Annotated in this window: 18 protein-coding genes and 1 pseudogene; 12 read left to right on the top strand and 7 right to left on the bottom strand. The window is 43.5% G+C overall.

All coding sequences use genetic code 11. From position 1 onward, the window contains the following. The first annotated feature begins 420 nt into the window (after positions 1–420). Entirely contained in the window at positions 421–1,395 is a 975-nt protein-coding gene (dusA, locus tag V6N89_RS17835; RefSeq protein ID WP_346993816.1) for a tRNA dihydrouridine(20/20a) synthase DusA, read from the top strand. Positions 1,396–1,587: 192 nt separating this feature from the next. Further along, on the top strand, positions 1,588–1,875 hold the full coding sequence (locus V6N89_RS17830; RefSeq protein ID WP_338518749.1) for a hypothetical protein: 288 nt from the start codon (positions 1,588–1,590) through the stop codon (positions 1,873–1,875). 24 nt (positions 1,876–1,899) lie between these two features. Here V6N89_RS17830 and V6N89_RS17825 read toward each other — a convergent pair whose 3' ends face one another. The 3 genes from V6N89_RS17825 to V6N89_RS17815 are packed head-to-tail and all read right to left on the bottom strand — an operon-like array spanning position 1,900 to position 3,134. Beyond that, positions 1,900–2,385 (bottom strand): FG-GAP repeat protein, encoded by a 486-nt coding sequence (locus V6N89_RS17825; RefSeq protein WP_338518748.1) that lies wholly within the window; start codon positions 2,383–2,385, stop codon positions 1,900–1,902. Positions 2,386–2,421: 36 nt separating this feature from the next. Then, positions 2,422–2,751, bottom strand: coding sequence for an FG-GAP repeat protein (locus V6N89_RS17820; RefSeq protein WP_338518747.1), 330 nt, complete (start codon positions 2,749–2,751; stop codon positions 2,422–2,424). After that, positions 2,751–3,134 (bottom strand): FG-GAP repeat protein, encoded by a 384-nt coding sequence (locus V6N89_RS17815; protein WP_346993050.1) that lies wholly within the window; start codon positions 3,132–3,134, stop codon positions 2,751–2,753. The genes V6N89_RS17820 and V6N89_RS17815 overlap by 1 nt, the downstream gene beginning before the upstream one ends. 399 nt (positions 3,135–3,533) lie before the next feature. Between V6N89_RS17815 and pspA the strand changes: the two genes are divergently transcribed. The 8 genes from pspA (at position 3,534) to V6N89_RS17775 (ending at position 11,176) form a co-directional block, all read left to right on the top strand. Next, complete coding sequence (gene pspA / locus V6N89_RS17810) at positions 3,534–4,202, top strand: phage shock protein PspA (RefSeq protein ID WP_346993049.1); 669 nt, start codon at positions 3,534–3,536, stop codon at positions 4,200–4,202. 58 nt (positions 4,203–4,260) lie between these two features. Then, on the top strand, positions 4,261–4,461 hold the full coding sequence (locus V6N89_RS17805; RefSeq protein ID WP_338518744.1) for a PspC domain-containing protein: 201 nt from the start codon (positions 4,261–4,263) through the stop codon (positions 4,459–4,461). Next, a complete protein-coding gene (locus tag V6N89_RS17800) occupies positions 4,461–4,823 on the top strand; it encodes a hypothetical protein (protein ID WP_338518743.1) in 363 nt (120 codons plus the stop codon). The genes V6N89_RS17805 and V6N89_RS17800 overlap by 1 nt, the downstream gene beginning before the upstream one ends. Before the next feature lie 153 nt (positions 4,824–4,976). Further along, positions 4,977–5,969, top strand: coding sequence for a DUF2333 family protein (locus V6N89_RS17795; RefSeq protein WP_338518742.1), 993 nt, complete (start codon positions 4,977–4,979; stop codon positions 5,967–5,969). Between the two features lie 3 nt (positions 5,970–5,972). Further along, positions 5,973–6,728 (top strand): TIGR04219 family outer membrane beta-barrel protein, encoded by a 756-nt coding sequence (locus V6N89_RS17790; protein ID WP_338518741.1) that lies wholly within the window; start codon positions 5,973–5,975, stop codon positions 6,726–6,728. Between the two features lie 167 nt (positions 6,729–6,895). Continuing rightward, positions 6,896–8,719, top strand: a complete 1,824-nt coding sequence (locus V6N89_RS17785; RefSeq protein ID WP_346993048.1) for an assimilatory sulfite reductase (NADPH) flavoprotein subunit — start codon at positions 6,896–6,898, stop codon at positions 8,717–8,719. After that, positions 8,719–10,440: an assimilatory sulfite reductase (NADPH) hemoprotein subunit gene (gene cysI / locus V6N89_RS17780; protein ID WP_346993047.1), complete on the top strand. Its 1,722-nt coding sequence runs from the start codon at positions 8,719–8,721 to the stop codon at positions 10,438–10,440. The genes V6N89_RS17785 and cysI overlap by 1 nt, the downstream gene beginning before the upstream one ends. Then, a complete protein-coding gene (locus tag V6N89_RS17775) occupies positions 10,430–11,176 on the top strand; it encodes a phosphoadenylyl-sulfate reductase (protein ID WP_338518740.1) in 747 nt (248 codons plus the stop codon). Before cysI ends, V6N89_RS17775 begins: the two co-directional genes overlap by 11 nt. A 6-nt stretch (positions 11,177–11,182) precedes the next feature. Here V6N89_RS17775 and V6N89_RS17770 read toward each other — a convergent pair whose 3' ends face one another. Beyond that, on the bottom strand, positions 11,183–12,088 hold the full coding sequence (locus V6N89_RS17770; protein WP_338518739.1) for a TIGR03899 family protein: 906 nt from the start codon (positions 12,086–12,088) through the stop codon (positions 11,183–11,185). A 138-nt stretch (positions 12,089–12,226) separates the two neighbouring features. On the opposite strand from V6N89_RS17770, the gene V6N89_RS17765 reads away from it, so the two are divergent. Then, complete coding sequence (locus tag V6N89_RS17765; protein ID WP_346993046.1) at positions 12,227–14,452, top strand: bifunctional diguanylate cyclase/phosphodiesterase; 2,226 nt, start codon at positions 12,227–12,229, stop codon at positions 14,450–14,452. Here V6N89_RS17765 and V6N89_RS17760 read toward each other — a convergent pair. Continuing rightward, positions 14,449–15,015, bottom strand: a complete 567-nt coding sequence (locus V6N89_RS17760) for a uracil-DNA glycosylase family protein (protein ID WP_338518738.1) — start codon at positions 15,013–15,015, stop codon at positions 14,449–14,451. The genes V6N89_RS17765 and V6N89_RS17760 overlap by 4 nt on opposite strands. A gap of 134 nt (positions 15,016–15,149) precedes the next feature. On the opposite strand from V6N89_RS17760, the gene V6N89_RS17755 reads away from it, so the two are divergent. Beyond that, positions 15,150–15,455 carry a pyridine nucleotide transhydrogenase gene (locus V6N89_RS17755; protein WP_338518737.1) on the top strand — a complete coding sequence of 102 codons (306 nt, stop codon included), beginning with the start codon at positions 15,150–15,152 and terminating at the stop codon, positions 15,453–15,455. Positions 15,456–15,508: 53 nt separating this feature from the next. On the opposite strand, the pseudogene sthA reads toward V6N89_RS17755, so the two are convergent. Next, positions 15,509–16,931 (bottom strand): annotated as a pseudogene (gene sthA / locus V6N89_RS17750) (Si-specific NAD(P)(+) transhydrogenase). 168 nt (positions 16,932–17,099) lie between these two features. Then, a complete protein-coding gene (locus tag V6N89_RS17745; protein WP_346993045.1) occupies positions 17,100–18,227 on the bottom strand; it encodes an acyl-CoA desaturase in 1,128 nt (375 codons plus the stop codon). Positions 18,228–18,368 lie beyond the last annotated feature (141 nt).

Below are 18,368 nucleotides of genomic sequence, written 5' to 3'. Positions count from 1 at the left end.
GAAAAGCGCTGTAAGCCGTCAACGCAGTCTTTGATAGACGGTATTTTAAACGCTTTGTAGTTTTTTCCTACAATAACGGGAAATGAAGCACTTTGAAATACTCAAAAAGTATATTAATAGTAAATACTTGGATATCGAAAAAGTACTTTTTATTCAGCGTGTTGTAAAAGCATGTGAGGTCTGATCTGTTTGGCTATAAAAACAAGGCTACAACGTTACCCGTACAATCCAGTGATCAGCGCCTAAATCATGCCCCTAAATTATGCCACTATGACGTTGTTTTTTTATTGAACATAGGTACTATACGCCGCTCGAGAATGCGCGCTAATGCGCGGTTTATATTGCTTCTCTCGTTACGATGTTTTTGAGGTTCGTGCTGTGTCTATTACTCCATTAAATCGCAAGTTATCTGTCGCCCCCATGTTGGACTGGACAGATCGCCACTGTCGCTATTTCTTGCGTCTACTCTCCAAGCACACATTGCTGTATACCGAGATGGTTACAACGGGCGCCATCATTTACGGCAAGGGCGATTATCTGGGGTTTAATAATGAAGAACATCCTGTCGCTGTTCAATTAGGTGGTAGCGACCCGAGCGACATGGCGCGTTGTGCCGTTTTATCACAAGAACGCGGATATGACGAAGTTAACATCAATGTGGGTTGCCCAAGCGACAGAGTAAAAAATGGGAGCTTTGGCGCATGTTTGATGGCGCAGCCTGAGACCGTTGCAGAATGCGTCGCAGCTATGCAGCGAGAGGTTGACATTCCCGTATCAGTCAAATGCCGTATCGGGATTGATGATATGGATGAAGATGAAGATTTTTCACGTTTCATCAATGTGGTCGCTGACGCTGGATGCGATACCTTCATCGTACACGCGCGAAAAGCGTGGTTACAGGGGTTAAGCCCAAAGGAAAACCGTGAAATCCCACCACTAAATTATCCTCGCGTACATCGCCTAAAAGCTGCAAGGCCCGAACTTTCTATTAGCATCAACGGTGGTATCAAAACGCTGGATGAAACGAAAGCGCAGCTGCTTGACGTAGATGGTGTAATGATAGGGCGTGAGGTTTACGCGAACCCCTACATTTTAGCGAATGTCGACGAGGTTATTTTTGGGGATGATCGCAGTGAAACGATCTCTCGCCGAGATCTTGTGATAAAGATGCAAGAGTACATAACCCGTCAAGACGACCCGTATTTTAAGCCATGGCATGTGGCGCGTCATATGTTGGGACTTTTCCAAGGCCAAGCAGGTGGACGGATTTGGCGCCGTTACTTAAGTCAAAATGGTACAGGCAAGTCTCCTGATCCAGATCTTTTGATGAATGCACTCGATGCTGTAGAAAAAGCACAGAGAGAGGTGGCTCAGTACAATGGTCAAAAAGACTAAAGTATTAGTGCTTTTGACTAAAGTTTAATATTTGTACTATTTGTTTTTTCTCTAGTTGGTAATGCTGTTTTAAGAAAATTCAATAAAATCAGGTTTTTAACTATTTATTTTGATGTTGGCACGTCTCTCGCTAACTACTAAGTATCGCAACGACAACGTGTTGTTGCACTGACTTAACGTTCGAGGGAAACTATGAAAACTTCACTAATTGCAGCGACTTTACTTTCAGCAAGCATGATGAGCAGCGCAGTGAGCGCGCAAGAGTCAGTGCTTCAAACATTACTAACTGACATGGTAACAACAGCGGTTTCAGTTACTGCCAATGAGATAAGCGCAGACGTTTATCAAACAGTTGCTAATACGTCTTATCATTTTGAACTAGATGGCAAAAATAGCAGCACACCTGGCAACGTTAGTGTGACAGACTTAGTAGTGAATACTGACGCAGCGGGTTCGTCAAATGAAGAAGATGCTGACTAATATCATTGTTTCAAAAGAAGCGCCTTAGGGCGCTTTTTTTATATCAAGAATATAAGCTGAACCTGACTCAGTTCCATTGTCGTCGCTATAGGGCGTGCCCACAATCGCCATGTTTTTATACAACGCTACATTCCAGCCAAACTTATCGTCTTCTGAAGCATCATTTGCTAATGCCCTATATTTAGAACGCCATTTTCCATTTTGCTTTTCGTAAACGTATAACTCGCCTTGGTTATTTGCGTTTGCGTCACTGTGCATTGCACTTATAACTGCCAAATTAGTTGTTAAAGCAACGCCACGACCAAATCGGTCATCTGCATTGCCATCGGGCGCCGTTAGCTTTTCCGTCTGTCTCCACAAACCGTTGGAGCGTTCAAAAATATAGGCGGAGCCAGCGTCTATACCAACGCCTTCGATATCATCCCTACGTGCTGAAATTAATGCTGTGTCACCGCTTAGCGCAACCCTCACACCAAATATATCCGTTTTCTCTGAGTCACTTGCAAGCAATTTTGCTTGTTTATTCCACTGGTTGTCCTCAAATATTTAGGCATACACAGCCCCTGCGTTCTCTGCTGTCTCATCATGTAAGTCAGCACCGATAAGAAGGCTATTACCATCAATGGCTACGCTAATGCCAAACAAGTCACCTTCTGCGCCGTCGTCTGCGGTGAGCTTGGAATGAAACTGCCACTGGTTGTCTTTCTGTTTGTGCACATAAACGGCACCTGAATTGGTATGGGGACTATCACTGTGTGGCGCACCTATAACAAGGAAGTTTTCAGTGAGAGCAATGCTTTGTCCATATGCGTCGTCTTTATTTGCATCTATGGCCGTCAACACTTGTGTTTGAACCCATGTGTCGTTTTTGTTCATTAAAAATGAAAACGGCGCTTAAGATTTTTCTTTTTTAGGTCACTATTTCTCGCGCCTAAAAGCGCGAATCCATTTTTAAGTGCAACGTTTCCGCCTAAAGTGTCACCTGGATAGCGCGGTGTAGCGGTGAGTTTGGCTTGCTGCTGCCAACCATCTTTTGTTTTTATATAGACATAGGCTGCACCAGCATCTTCACTATCTTTTACATCTGCCTTAAAAGCACCGACTAAGGCGACGCCTTTATCAATAGCAACGCTGTAACCAAAAAAATCCTCTGACCTACCGTCATCAGACATCACTTTAAATTGCTGGGCAAAACTGCAGGGTGTGATTAGCAGCAATCCAACAACCGCGAACCTAACTGCTGTGAGGTATCTTCCCATTACCTTCTCATTCTTTGATTAGAAAGTGAACACAGTAGTGGGTAGAAGAGTCTCCGACAATTCAGAGTCGACGAAACTAGAAATTTCAAAGGTGGTTATAAAAGGCACTTGAATTTACAGGCGATGACTTGTTCATGTTTAGATGCAAAAACTGCTTAATATCAGAAGTGGTCAAATTAACAAAATCAGTGGTTAAAAAAACCAATTGTTAGGATTGCTTGGTTTTTTTAAGCCACGTCAAACACGGATGGAACTGTAAAATTCAATTAAAACAGTATGTTAATAACTTGGCATGCTGCTTGTAATAGTTTAAAGGAATCCAGTAGGGAACCCAGCGAAATACAACGCAAAAGTGCTACAGGGCTGGTAACCAAATCATTTTTTAACGGAGAAATAATCATGGGTATGTTTTCGCGAATTAACGATATTGTTCAAGCCAACATTAACGCAATGCTGGACAAGGCTGAAGATCCAGAAAAAATCATTCGTTTGATTATTCAGGAAATGGAAGAAACCTTGGTAGAAGTTCGCACAGATGCGGCACGATATATCGCTCAGCAAAAAACGCTTGGTCGTCATATAGCTGCCACTAACAAAGAGATTGCTTATTGGCAGGATAAAGCACAGCTTGCAATGAATAATGACAAGGAGTCGCTAGCAAAAGCTGCGCTTATAGAGAAGCAAAAGTATGTGAACAAACTCGCATCACTTGAAGAGCAAGAAAAGCATCTGGCTGAGTCGGTAGAGAAAATTCAGCAAGATACATCGCGTCTAAATAGCAAATTGGCCGAAGCAAAGGCAAAGCAAAAGACGTTAGTTCAGCGCAGAAACTCTGCTCAAACCCGTCTTAAAGTGAAGCAAGCCGACCACGAAAGCAAAATTGATGATGCAATGACACGCTTTGAAAGTTATGAACAGCGAATTGACTATCTTGAAGCGCAGGTTGATGCGTACGACTTAACCAAATCAGACGAAGCGACATCACTTCAAGCACAGTTTGATGCAATGGAGGCTGACGAAGCCATTGAGAAAGAACTTGAAGCACTTAAGAAAAACAAGGCTGCATAAGCAGCCTTAGCTTAAACACAGACCGTATTTAGCAAAGTAAAAGACAGTGGAGAAAATCATGAAAATGCCAACACAAAAGCGTATGTATAGAGACTTAGATTCAGGCGTTATCTCGGGTGTTTGTGCAGGAGTTGCACGCTACTTTGATATTGACGCGGTTTGGGTTAGAGCTGCAGCGGTAATAAGCCTTTTCGTTGCCACACCAATCACGCTGATTGCTTATATAGCAGCCGTCATTTTATTACCGAGGATGGTGTAATGAAGAACTTTTTAATTGCAGTAGTTATTGCCATAGTATTAATGAACTGCTTAGGCAACCTTGTAGACAGCTGGTTAGGCATGCATATCGTAATGTCTGACGAACTGCTGGGCCCTTGGGAAAATATTGCGGTGCTTTCACTCATTGGCGTAGCGTTAGTTATTGTTGGTTTTGTTGTCGCGGTAAGCGTAATTGGTACTATTATGCTGGGGCTTGGCGCAGGCTTGTTAGCACTTTTTGTCGTTGGTGTTAGCGCATTCTGGCCATTTATTATCATCGGACTGGCGCTCTACGCGCTAAAAAAGAGAAATTCTGCACGCTATCAACGCCGAAATAGCCACTACATGCACAATTCTTTATAAGCAACATAAGTCAATTTAAGTTGTGCTGCCGTACCAAAAGATGATGTTATAGATGCATTGGTAACAAAGGTTTCGCATTTTTCACTTAAAGTAGAAATTCATATAGCTGACGCATGTCGGCTATATGTCATTTAAAAGGAAGGTTGGTGTCATATGAGACAATCTATAAACTCAAAATGGATAGCGATTGTCGCTGCAATAATTTTTGTGATTTTCTGGCTGATAGGTTGGTATTGGAGCTTCTCACCTGACACGTACGATGTAAGAGCGCGTCTTCAAAACAGTAGCTCTGTTGAAAACCCAACTAAAATTGCGGGTTACACACTTACCTCAACCATGATTGATGTATCGGAAACTTTGCTTAATAAACCTGGCGGGTACTTATCAAACGATGTCACGCCCCCTGGGCTTTTCCTTGACAATATGCCTGCTTGGGAATTCGGTGCGCTTGAAATGGTGCGCGACCTTGCACTGTCAATGCGTAAAGACTTTAGCCGCTCTCAGTCTCAGTCAATAGAAAACCCTTACTTAACTAAGGCACACCCCAAATTCAATATGGATCATCGAAGCTGGATGCTGCCGTCGTCAGAATCAAGTTATGCAGACGGTATTGCTTTGTTAAAACAGTATAGAGATGAACTAGCAAGCACCAGAAATGCAGACAGTCAGTTCTACACCCGTGCCGATAATTTGCGCGAATGGCTTAAACAAGTAGAAAAGCGCTTGGGTAGCTATTCACAAAGACTCAGTGCCAGCGTAGGATCAGCGCGAATCAATACCGACCTTGCAGGAGATGCGAACGCAAGACAGTCATCTCCAGTGTCTAGCCAACGCGTGGTGAAAACGAGCTGGTGGAAGTTAGATGACAACTTTTATGAAGCAAGAGGCGCGACGTGGGCACTACTGCATTTTCTTAAAGCAGTGGAAATAGAATTCTATGACGTGTTAGAAGACAAAAATGCACTAGTCAGCCTTCAGCAAATCATCAGAGAACTCGAGGCAACTCAGCAAACGGTATACAGCCCAATGATATTAAATGGAAGCGGCTTTGGTATGTTAGCCAATCATTCGTTAGTAATGGCAAACTATATTTCTCGTGCAAATGCCGCTTTAATTGAACTTTCAGAACTGCTTAATCAAGGATAATTAATGAAAAAAGGTCTTTTAGCTGCAGCGTTAGGTTGTGCAATGGTGTCTACGGCGTCACAGGCTGATACGATTGCGGGTGTTTATGTTGGTGCGCAGATGTGGCAAACCGACACGTCTGGCGGCTTTGCTGATAGCAGCAGTACGACAGACTTTAGCTTCGATGATGAAACCAACACTGCACTGTATGTCGCTTTTGAGCATCCAGTACCTTTTATTCCAAACGTCAAAATTAACCGCACATCTCTTGATAACTCAGGTACTACGGTGTTGAGCACCAATTTTACGTTTGACGGTGAATTGTATACCGCGAACAGTGAAGTAGATTCTGATGTTGAGATTGACGCTACAGATTTTATCTTGTACTACGAATTGTTTGACAATGATTTAGTGAGCTTTGACCTAGGTATCAATGCTAAGTACATAGACGGCACACTCGCAGTGGTAGACACTGCAAGTAACACTGCGGGTAGCGTTGAATTTTCAGGTGTGATCCCTATGGCATACTCAAAAGTTCAGCTGGGTCTACCTTTCACGGGACTGTCTGCTTATTTTGAAGGCAGCTATTTGTCATTTGATGATCATGAAGTTAGCGATTATCAAGCCGCAGTTCAGTACTCATTTATCGAGAGCATTGCTGTAGATATGACATTGCAACTGGGTTACAGAAACGTAACTGTGGATATTGAAGACTTAGACGACGTATACGCTGACATGGAATTTGACGGCGTATTTGCTGGATTAGAGCTACACTTCTAAGCTCTTTTTGCCAAATAGTGATAAGGCGTGACTGAGTTTCAGTTCACGCCTTTTTTATTTCAATATCGCTTTTAAGCACTTTCCGTAATAAAAAAGTTTCATTTATTCTTTTCTCTTCTTGAAGAAACTCGTTAGCCTTAGCGCCATTGATAAAAGGCTAAAAGACTATGTCACAAGATTCTAATTCGAACACAGCGCCAGGCGCCGTATTAAACGAACAACAATGGAATGCAATTACGCAGGCCATTGCGGGTTTAAATCGCGATCAACTTACTTGGGTAAGTGGGTATGCTGCGGGTATGGCGGCAGCGCAAGGTGGTGCAGTAGCACCTATGATGCAAACGCAAGCTGCGCCTGCGGGTGATGCGCCAACACTGACCATTTTATATGGTTCACAAACCTATAATGCGAAAGGCGTGGCAGCACAGTGCCAAGCAAAAGCAGAAGAAGCAGGGTTTAATAGCAAGCTCGTTAGCATGGCAGACTACAAGCCACGCAACTTGAAAGGCGAAACCCACGTTGCTGTTTTCGTTAGTACGCATGGTGAAGGTGATGCACCTGATGATGCTATAGAATTGCATGAGTTTTTAGCGGGCAAAAAAGCGCCTAAGCTCACCAATACAAAATATGCTGTGCTAGGCTTAGGTGATAGCAGCTATGAGTTCTTCTGCCAAACAGGTAAAGACTTCGATGAGCGTTTAGGCAAACTTGGTGGCAAAGCCATTGTCGACCGCCTCGATTGTGACGTTGACTACGAAGCTGAAGCCGAAGCATGGCTAAGCAAACTTATTGAGTCGCTTAAAGAAGATTTCAGTGCCGCGTCAGCACCTGCAGTAGCAGCGCAAAGCGGCGCAGCTGTTCACGGTGTTGCGGCACAGACGTACACTAAAAAAGCCCCGTTTAAAGCGTCTCTTATCGAGTCACTAAAGATAACAGGGCGCGACTCAGTAAAAGACATTCGCCATATCGAAATTAGCCTCGAAGATTCTGGCATAACGTATCAGCCCGGCGATGCGCTTGGTGTATGGTTCAAAAACGCACCATCACTGGTATCAGAGCTTATTAGTTTACTTTCTTTAGACGGTAACGCCGAAGTGGTTGTGGCCGAATCAAGTATGCCTTTGTCTGAAGCACTGACTTCAAAACTTGAGCTTACATTAAGTTATCCAAACTTTATTAAGTCTTACCAAGCAGCCACAGGCTCTGAAAGTTTAGCGGCATTAATGGAAGACAAAGCGCAGCTTCGTACTTACATGGCTGAACGTCAGATAATTGATATTGTGCGCGACCATCCAGGCTCGCTGACTGCTCAGCAGTTAGTCGATGCACTGCGCCCGCTAACGCCACGTTTGTATTCAATTGCATCAAGCCAAACGGAAGTGGAAGAAGAAGTTCATCTAACCGTTGCACACGTTGATTATGAAGCTTTTGGTCATCGCCATCAGGGTGGTGCATCGGGTTTCTTGTGCGAATACCTTGAAGAAAACGGTGAAGTGGATGTGTTTGTAGAAAGCAATGACAATTTCCGTTTGCCTGCAGATCCAAATACCCCAGTTATTATGGTTGGTCCAGGCACAGGTATAGCGCCATTTAGAGCCTTTATGCAAGAGCGCGACGCTCAGGACGCAGAAGGCAAAAACTGGTTGTTCTTTGGAAACCCACACTTTACGCAAGACTTCTTGTACCAAGTCGAGTGGCAGGGGTATGTGAAAGACGGCCTGCTGGACAAAATTACATTGGCATTCTCACGTGACCAAGAAGAAAAGGTATACGTTCAACATCGTTTATTAGAAAACGGCAAAGAAGTATACGAATGGCTTGAACAAGGTGCACATTTCTACGTTTGTGGTGATGCAATGCACATGGCAAAAGATGTAGAAAATGCCTTAATTACTATTGTTCAAGAGCACGGCGGAAAATCTGAAGCTGATGCTAAAGCCTATATTGTTGAGTTGCGTAAAGCGAAACGTTATCAGAAGGATGTCTATTAATGAGTAACGAAAAATCACCATTTATCGTTGAAGGCAAACTGGCTGACAACGAACGCCTTAAGCGCGAAAGCAATAACTTGCGCGGTACTATTGAAACCGATTTGAAAGATGATCTAACCGACGGATTTACTGCGGATAATTTCCAGCTTATCCGCTTCCACGGCATGTATCAGCAGGACGATCGTGATATTCGTGCAGAGCGTTCAAAACAAAAACTAGAACCGTTGCACAATGTTATGCTTCGTGCGCGTTTGCCGGGTGGTGTTATCACGCCTGATCAGTGGCTTGCCATTGACAAGTTCGCGGCAGACCACTCTATTTATGGCAGCATTCGTTTAACAACGCGTCAAACGTTCCAATTCCACGGTGTGTTAAAGCCAAAAATTAAGTCGATGCACCAGATGCTAAACAAAGTCGGCATCGATTCAATTGCCACTGCTTATGACGTTAACCGAAACGTGCTATGTACCTCGAACCCAGTTGAGTCTGCACTTCACGTTGAAGCATTTGAATGGGCTAAAAAAATTAGTGAGCATTTGCTTCCTAAAACCCGCGCCTATGCGGAAATTTGGCTAGACGGCGAAAAAGTGGAAACCACCGAAAAGCCTGTTGAGCCTATTCTAGGTGATAACTATTTGCCACGTAAGTTTAAAACTACCGTGGTTATTCCACCGCAAAACGACGTAGACGTACATGCTAACGATTTGAACTTTGTAGCCATTGCCGAGAACGGCAAGTTAGTGGGCTTTAATGTACTTGTGGGCGGCGGTCTTGCGATGACGCACGGTGACAAGAGCACGTATCCGCGTAAAGCCAGTGACTTTGGTTTCATTGGGCTAGAAAACACCCTAGATGTTGCCGCTGCGGTTGTTACCACCCAGCGCGATTGGGGTAATCGTGTCAATCGTAAAAACGCAAAGACAAAGTACACACTTGAACGTGTTGGTGTGGAAAACTTTAAAGCCGAAGTTGAAAAGCGCGCTGGTGTATCGTTTCAAGAAAGCCGTCCTTACGAATTCACTGGGCGTGGTGATCGCATTGGTTGGGTAGAAGGTATCGACGGCAAATATCATCTTACCGTCTTTATCGAAAACGGCCGTATTTTGGATTACCCAAATAAGACCTTAAAAACAGGTTGTGCAGAGATTGCTAAAATCCACAAAGGCGATTTCCGTTTAACCGCAAACCAGAACCTGATTATTGTAAGCGTAGCCCCTGAAGATAAAGACACTATTGAGTCTTTAGCAAGACAGCACGGTTTGATTGCGCCTGAGATTTCTAATCAGCGCCTTGACTCTATGGCATGCGTAGCATTACCTACATGCCCATTAGCTATGGCAGAAGCTGAACGTTATTTACCTGATGCGGTAACCGAACTTGAAGGGTTATTGGCGAAACACGGTCTAGAGCAAGACAGCGTAATCTTTCGTGTAACCTATTGTCCAAACGGCTGTGGTCGCGCCATGCTGTCAGAAGTAGGCTTAGTGGGTAAAGGTCCAGGTAAATACAACCTTCATTTAGGTGGTAACCGGGAAGGTACACGTATTCCACGTATGTATCGTGAAAATATTAGTGAACAAGAAATCATGGCAGAACTTGATACGCTTTTAGGCCAATGGGCGAAAGAGCGTAATGATGGCGAAGCCTTTGGTGATTTTGTCATTCGCGCTGGTATCGTTAAACCAGTAGTAGACTCCGCACGGGATTTCTATGACGCATAATACAGCTACAACGCAGCAACCATTGTCACTTGATATCAGCAAAGAAGCGTTAGCCGATATCAATGAAACGTTGGAAACCATGACGGCGCAAGAGCGAGTGGCTTGGGCGCTTGAAAACTTGCCGGACACGCACATTGTCTCATCGAGCTTTGGCGCGCAGTCAGCAGTGATGCTGCATATGCTGACGCAAGCACAACCGGATATTCCCGTTGTGCTTACCGATACTGGCTACCTTTTCCCTGAGACGTATAAATTTATTGATGAGCTGGTTCACAAACTGAATCTAAACTTACATGTTTATCGAGCAGATATGTCTTCAGCGTGGCAAGAAGCGCGATTCGGCCGTCTGTGGGAAAAGGGTATAGACGGTATCGAGCAGTACAACAAACTGAATAAAGTAGAGCCGATGCAGCGCGCATTGTCTGAACTTAAGGCAGGAACCTGGTTTGCTGGCTTACGTCGCAGTCAGTCGGACACGCGAGGAAAGCTTCCTGTGCTTCAAAAGGTAGGAAAACAGTTTAAGTTGTATCCTATTATTGATTGGAGCAATAAAGACCTTCACTACTACTTAAAAGAGAACAACCTCGAGTACCATCCATTATGGGAGCAAGGGTATGTATCTATCGGTGATTGGCACACAACGCAATCTCTTCAAGAAGGTATGAGTGAGCAAGATACGCGTTTCTTTGGCTTGAAACGTGAATGTGGCCTTCATGAATTTGGTGATGGTATCTAGCTTAGACTAGCTCACCAAAAAGGCCTCTCCAAGAACCGTTTTTAGTGCACCTAGATACGGTTCATTGGGGGATTTCCCTACCAGCGTGTACAGTTCGCTTCCAACGGGAGTGAACTTGTAATACACCAACGCGACCCCAGATGTCTGGCAAGTGAGGTTAATAGTGTCATTCACACAGCGCAGAGACACTTTCTGACCTTCTGCATATTCTCCGCTTTCTATTTCACTAGCATAAATGAGCTTCATTTCTTGCAATGATAGGAGGTCAGGGTAACTCAGTCCCACCGTTGCTAGGTTAATCTGTTCTGGTACAGCGCGTCTCAAAAATGAAAAAAGCCCTTTTCTCCTGTGAAAACCGACTAAAATTCTCGGCACGGGATCGTTATTTCTCTTGCTTGCTACACTTACTGCTTTACTGAAAATTTTTGCATCACGGTGAGTAAGTGTCTTTAGTAGCTGCAGGGTACGCAATGAAAAACTGCCAGGACGTGCCACTTCTACAGCAAAAATCTTGCCCCACAGCTCCTGCATAGGAGGACTATAGATTTCTTCAGCCATTGTACTAAAAGCAAAAAACCAGTCTGGGTCTAGATTCTCGGTAGTTTGTTCGTTGATCGTGACATTTAGTGCTATATTTAAAACAGATTGAAGGTTGCTTGCTTTTTGTGCTTCTAAAATTTGCTTCCTGCGTTCGATGGCATGTTTTTGTTTTTTTGGATCAGGAGACAGCATAGACGGGCTAATGCCAACACGAGCAAACCAAGACAACATGCGTTGACGGCTTACGTCAACTTTAGTGTTTACGGTGCTGCGCTCTGTGGGAATGCTCTCACTGGCCTGAGGTGATGACTTTTCCTGAGGTGTTTGCGTTTTCTTCACCTCTTGGGAAAAATGCTGTGGCGTAATCTTCATATAAATGTATTAATTGATAAATCTAACGGCACTATGGGAGCACTATTGCATTGCATAACCTAATTATCAATGTAATCGTTGCCTTTATACAATGAGTAGCGCATTCTTATATTGTATATGTTGAGGAAATAAGTGGTAATGTCGGCAATGGATTACGATAATGACGAACTCATCTTCTTAGACGACGATGGTTCAACAGACGAACAAGTACTTCTAGGCAAAGACTGGAACATTCTTATAGTTGATGATGATGAAGAAATTCACACCGTCACACGTCTCGCTTTGTCTGATTTAGTGGTCAATGATCGCAAGCTTAATTTCATACACGCCTATTCGGGAAAGCAAGCGAAAGAATTGCTGCATGAGTATGGCAATGAAATAGCCATTATCTTACTGGACGTGGTAATGGAAACCGACGATGCAGGCTTCGATGTCGTAAAATATATCCGCGAAGACATGAAACTGTTTGAACCGCGCATAATATTGCGAACGGGTCAGCCGGGGTATGCGCCGGAAGAGCAAGTTATTAAAGTCTATGATATTAACGACTATAAAACGAAAACCGAACTAACTCGCGCCAAACTCCTCACCACTATCATTGCATCGCTTCGTTCTTATCAACAAATTATCACTATTAGTCAAAATCGTGCGGGCCTAGAAAAGATTATCACTTCATCGGCTAATCTTTTTGAAGAACACTCTGTTAAAGCGTTTTGTGAGGGGGTCGTCACACAGATTAGCTCACTCATTGGTTTAGATTCCGAAGGGCTTTTGTGCGCACGCGCCGGATCGCTCATTGACCGAGAAGATGAAGACGTTTACGTATTAGGCGCAGCGGGCGAATACGCAAAATACATCAATAAACCTATTGGCGAACTCAATAAAGAGGACATCGCTGATAACGTCGCGCGTTGTTTGCGATTTAAAAAGCATATATTTGAACCAGGTTTTTCTGTGTTGTTTATCTGCCGCGCAGGTTTCGAAGCCGCTGTTTATGTGCGCCAGACCCATGAGATCAGCGACCTAGATCGCGACCTCTTAGAAGTCTTTTTATCGAGTATCTCAGTTGGCTACGAAAACGTTAACTTATTCCATGAATTGAGAAATGCAGCATTTAGAGATTGGTTGACACGTTTACCTAACCGTAACGAGTTCATTAATATGCTTGATAAGCCGCATATCTTTGCTGGCGATGATTGCTGTGTAGCGCTAATTGACGTTAATCATTTCTCAGATATCAATGACGGATTAGGTCAAGAGGTGGGCAATGAATTGCTTAGGGCTATCAGTGAGCGTTTTCAAACCGCATTTGACGAAGGTGTCAAAAAAGGCCGTATAGGTGCTGATGTGTTTGGCTTGATAGGCCCTGCAACCCTGGTTTCTCCTGACTCTATCAACGAGATTTTTTCTTCATCATTTCAGGTAGGCGACCACACGCTACCGGTTAATGTAACGCTTGGGTTATGCAAACTCGATAGTAAGCGCAATATCGGTATCGAGATATTGAAGCGAACTAATATTGCGCTCAACCGCGCAAAGAAAAACCTGACCGACAACTTTGAATACTACGCGAAAGATATCGAAGACCAGACAACATGGCGTTTGGATATGATCAGACGCCTGCGTAGTGACTTTGCCGCACGCAAGCTCGAACTGTGGTTTCAACCTCAAGTAGACTTACTTAGCGAAAAGGTTGTTGGTATGGAAGGGCTTTTGCGTTGGCCTGATGGTGACGGTGGTTATATATCACCTACTGTGTTTGTTCCATTAGCTGAATATTCAGGTCTTATCGTAGATATTGGTGAGTGGGTTTTAGAAGAGTCTTGCCGCAGACTGCAACAATTACGTGAACTTGATTACGGCAATTTACGAGTGGCAGTCAATATTTCCATTCCGCAATTTCGAGATCGCTTATTTGTCGACAAAGTAAAACATGCGCTTTCAACTGCTAACTGCGACCCGAGTTTGTTAGAACTTGAAATTACCGAGAGCGTAGTTATGGACGAGCCGCAAATTGTCATTGATGCACTCAGAACGCTGAAAGAGTTTGGTGTTAAGATTGCCATTGATGACTTTGGCACAGGCTTCTCATCGATGAGCTATCTACAGCAATTACCATTGGATCGTTTAAAAGTAGATCGTTCGTTTGTTAAAGACATCAAGCCCGGTGCAAGCGCTGTTCTTGCTGAAACCATCGTCACTTTAGGTAACAAGTTAGGATTGTTAACTATTGCAGAAGGCGTTGAAAAGCGAGAACAAGCAAGTTACATGATTAAATTGGGATGTGATGAAGCACAAGGGTATTTATACGCTAAACCAATGCCTTTTGATGATCTGCTAGAATTTTTAAAAGAACAAGATTAGAGATCTAACGCATTGGATACGCTTTGACGTAGTCGAGGAACAATTTCTGTTTCAAACCATGGATTCTTGGCTAGCCATCGATTGTTTCGACCAGAAGGGTGTGGAAGTACATATTCGTTAGTCTTGTTGTTTTTGACCGCTTCTGTCAGTGTTTTGTACTCTTTTGCATAATACTGCTGTGCATAACGGCCAATATAAAGCGTAAGCGATGGTTTTATATGCGCTAGTACAGACGGGTGCCATGTAGGAGCACAACGCTTTATTGGTGGAGCATCGGCGCCGTTTATGTAACCAGGGAAACAGAGCCCCATTGGAAGTATGGCAACATTATGGGCTTGGTAAAATAAGTCTGCACTGATCCCCATCCAATGGCGCAGGCGGTTACCGCTTAAGTCGTCGAACGGTTTGGCACTTTCATGGGCTTTTAATCCTGGTGCTTGGCCAATGATCAGGATCTTAGACTTATTATGTAGAGAAAAAACAGGACGTGGCGGATAGGGTAAGACGTCGCTACACAGGGTACAAGCCCTGATATTTTTTTCTAAGCTTCCGAATTCCGACAATTTTTTTCCAAATCTCGTCAAATATTTCACACTGTCATACTTCTGTAACATTACTATGGTCTGAATTGACTATCTCCCGTATATACAGTATATTTACATTCAACAGTAATGTACTGTAACACAGGAGAAGAGACATGCGTAAAGTAGTACTTGGATTAGCATTATCAGCTGCATTTGGTATTGCGCATGCGGAATCTGGCAGTAACCAGCTTTTCGATTGCATGGATGCGAAAACATTCGAAATGAATAACCAATGTATGGCCGATAAGATTGGCAATAACATTCGTTTCCGTGATGCACAAGCAAAAGTGATTGAAGTAGCGAGCGATAGTCAAGGCGACTATGCCATTGCGACAATGACATTCGATCAAGAAAAAATGCACATTGATATCGTGGCTCACAAAGACGCGCTGAATGCGTTAGCTGCGAACCGTAACTAATTTAATTTTAGTTTTAAAGCTAAGCAATCTATGCTTAAGCTTTTTTGTGCCTGTTAGAAAATTCTATTTAAGCCATTAATAGCTGCAACACGATACGCCTCAGCCATCGTTGGGTAGTTGAACGTCGTATTGACGAAGTAATCAATGGTGTTGCCTTCGCCTTTTTGCTGCATTATTGCTTGGCCGATATGCACGATCTCCGATGCACGTTCGCCGAAACAGTGAATACCAAGGATCTCTTTGGTTTCTCTGTGAAACAAGATCTTGAGACTGCCTGTTTGCGTTGAGGCTATTTGTGCACGGGCTAGATGTTTAAACTGTGCTCGGCCCACTTCATAAGGTACTTTTGCAGCGGTGAGCTCTTGCTCTGTTTTGCCAACAGAGCTTATTTCAGGAATGGTATAAATACCAGAAGGGATATCTGCAACCAGCGCCGCGTGGGTTTTCTTCTCTAACATCGCCTCTGCGGCGAAGCGACCCTGATTGTAAGCGGCTGATGCCAAACTAGGATAACCAATAACATCGCCCACAGCATAAATATTCTCAACCTCAGTTTGGTAGTTTTCATTAACGCTTAACTGCCCTCTACTGTCTGCTTTAAGGCCCACGTTTTCAAGGTTAAGTGTGTCAGTATTGCTTAGGTTCGCCCGTTTGCAAACAATAAACAGTCGGCTCGCATTCGCTTTCCAGATGCTAAATTAAGGATGACTGAATCATCCGTTGTTTCAACTGACGAATACGATTCGTTGTGGCGAATGAGCACGCCGTTGTTCCACAGGTGGTAGCTCAAGGCATCTGATATTTCGGTATCTAGAAATGACAACAAGCGATCTCGCATATTCACCAAATCGACTTTTACACCCAGACCTCTAAAAATACTCGCATATTCAGAGCCAATGACACCTGCTCCGTAAATAATAATGGATTTAGGATCGTGATTTAACGACAAAATAGTGTCTGAGTTATAAACACGAGGATGATTAAAGTCGATGTCTTTAGGACAATAGGGGCGAGAGCCTGTGGCAATGGCAATTTGCCCAGCAGTTACCGTGTCTTTTGAGCCGTCTTTTCTGGTAATTTCTAGTGTATGCGCATCTACAAAGCTCGCTTCTCCATGGAATAGAGTAACGCGATTGCGATCATAGAATGAAGAGCGTAGCCTCGTTTGGCTTTTTACCACACCACTGGCATGGCGCATAATATCTGAGAATGTAAGACTTTTACTCAGGTGACTGTCAGCAAACAAAGGTGATGTATTGTATTCAATTAAACGGCTTACAGAATGCCTTAGTGCTTTTGAAGGAATGGTGCCCCAATGAGTACAGCCCCTCCAACTGCTTCGTAGCGCTCTACAATGGCGACTCTTTTACCCGCTTTAGACAGCTGCATCGCTACACCTTCACCACCAGGGCCTGTGCCTATAACGATTGCATCATAGTGATATGACGGTGTTTTTGGTTTTTGCTTTGTTGCCATACTTGTTCCCAACTTGTTGTTATCTAACATCTACAAGGATAGTACTACCTTACTGGCTTTGTAATTCTAACTCTATAGCGGGTTTAATTTTTGCGCATAAAAAAACCACACGGGCGTTGGCTAGGTGTGGTTTTATTTCTAATTCAATTGTTTGATCAAATTTAAGTACTAAGCCATTTGCAATGACAAGTTCTGCAGTTGCACCCACTTTTCTTTCTGAACGGCGAAAGCGTGTTTTAGCTCTTTGTATTTATAGGCCAACTCTAGCCCTTCGATACTGCGCTTGAGTGTTTTCTGTTTAATACGCATAACACGCTTTTTCGTCGAATAGTATTCACTCATTCGCTGCATAAGGAGGTCATATTCTTGCTGTATAGTGTGCATCATTTCTTCGGCATTTGGTAACAATGACACATTTTCACTGGCGCGCTGAAGCTGCATGGCGGCCAATGCCTTCTCTATACGCTCTTCAGGTACTTTACGTAGGTTGGTAGTTAAACCCACATAAGAGAGGCCCTTAATAAGCCATTTTGTTGGGTCAAATTGATACCAACGAATACCGTTGCGGTAATCATATTCAAAAATATGATGGTAATTATGGTAGCCCTCGCCGAAAGTAAAGAATGCAAGGATACCGTTGTCTCGCGCTGTATTTTTGTCAGTGTAAGGTTGATTTCCCCAAAAATGCGCCAACGAATTGATAAAGAAAGTCACGTGATGAACCAGCACTAAGCGAAGTACACCGGCTATTAAAATCATGCCCAGCACGTCGCCATTGAGATAACCCAGAAGCCCAGTAATACCAAAATTAGCGGCAAGGACGATAGGTAAATAGTGGTTATGTTGCCACATGACGACTTTGTCTTTTTGCAAATCTTTGCAGTTACTGTAGTCATCGTAACGTTTCGCTTGGTACTCGCGAAGCATCCAACCTATATGCGCAAACCACAGGCCTTTCTTAGCTGAATAGGGATCTTTGTCATTATCGTCAACATGACGGTGGTGAATGCGATGATCTGAAGACCAGTGCAAAATACTATTTTGTAGCGCCATTGCACCACCTATGGCGAGGATTACTCTTACTACAACGTTAGCGTCATAGGTTTTATGTGACCAGAGGCGGTGATAACCCGCCGTGATTGACATTCCTGTGAAATAGAACAGGAATACAGCAGCGGTAATTTCCGCCCAATCAATACCTTGGTAAGCCACCCATAGCGGCACACCAATAAATGCAATCGCACCGGAAATAAGAAATACCAGTACATTTGTGAGAATAAGAGGAGGTTTTTTCATTTTATACAACTTGGCTTACAACTGTTCGCTAATTTATCTTTTTCACGGGTTTCAGGCAAGCAAAACCAAGATAAGTTCTGCTTACATGTGTAAAGTTTAATTATAGTTTATGCCTTGTGTTTAACACTGAAATTTGTGACT

The organism is Alteromonas gracilis (genome assembly GCF_036870955.2).
Lineage (GTDB): Bacteria > Pseudomonadota > Gammaproteobacteria > Enterobacterales > Alteromonadaceae > Alteromonas > Alteromonas gracilis_A.
This window is presented reverse-complemented; position numbering and strand designations above follow the sequence as displayed.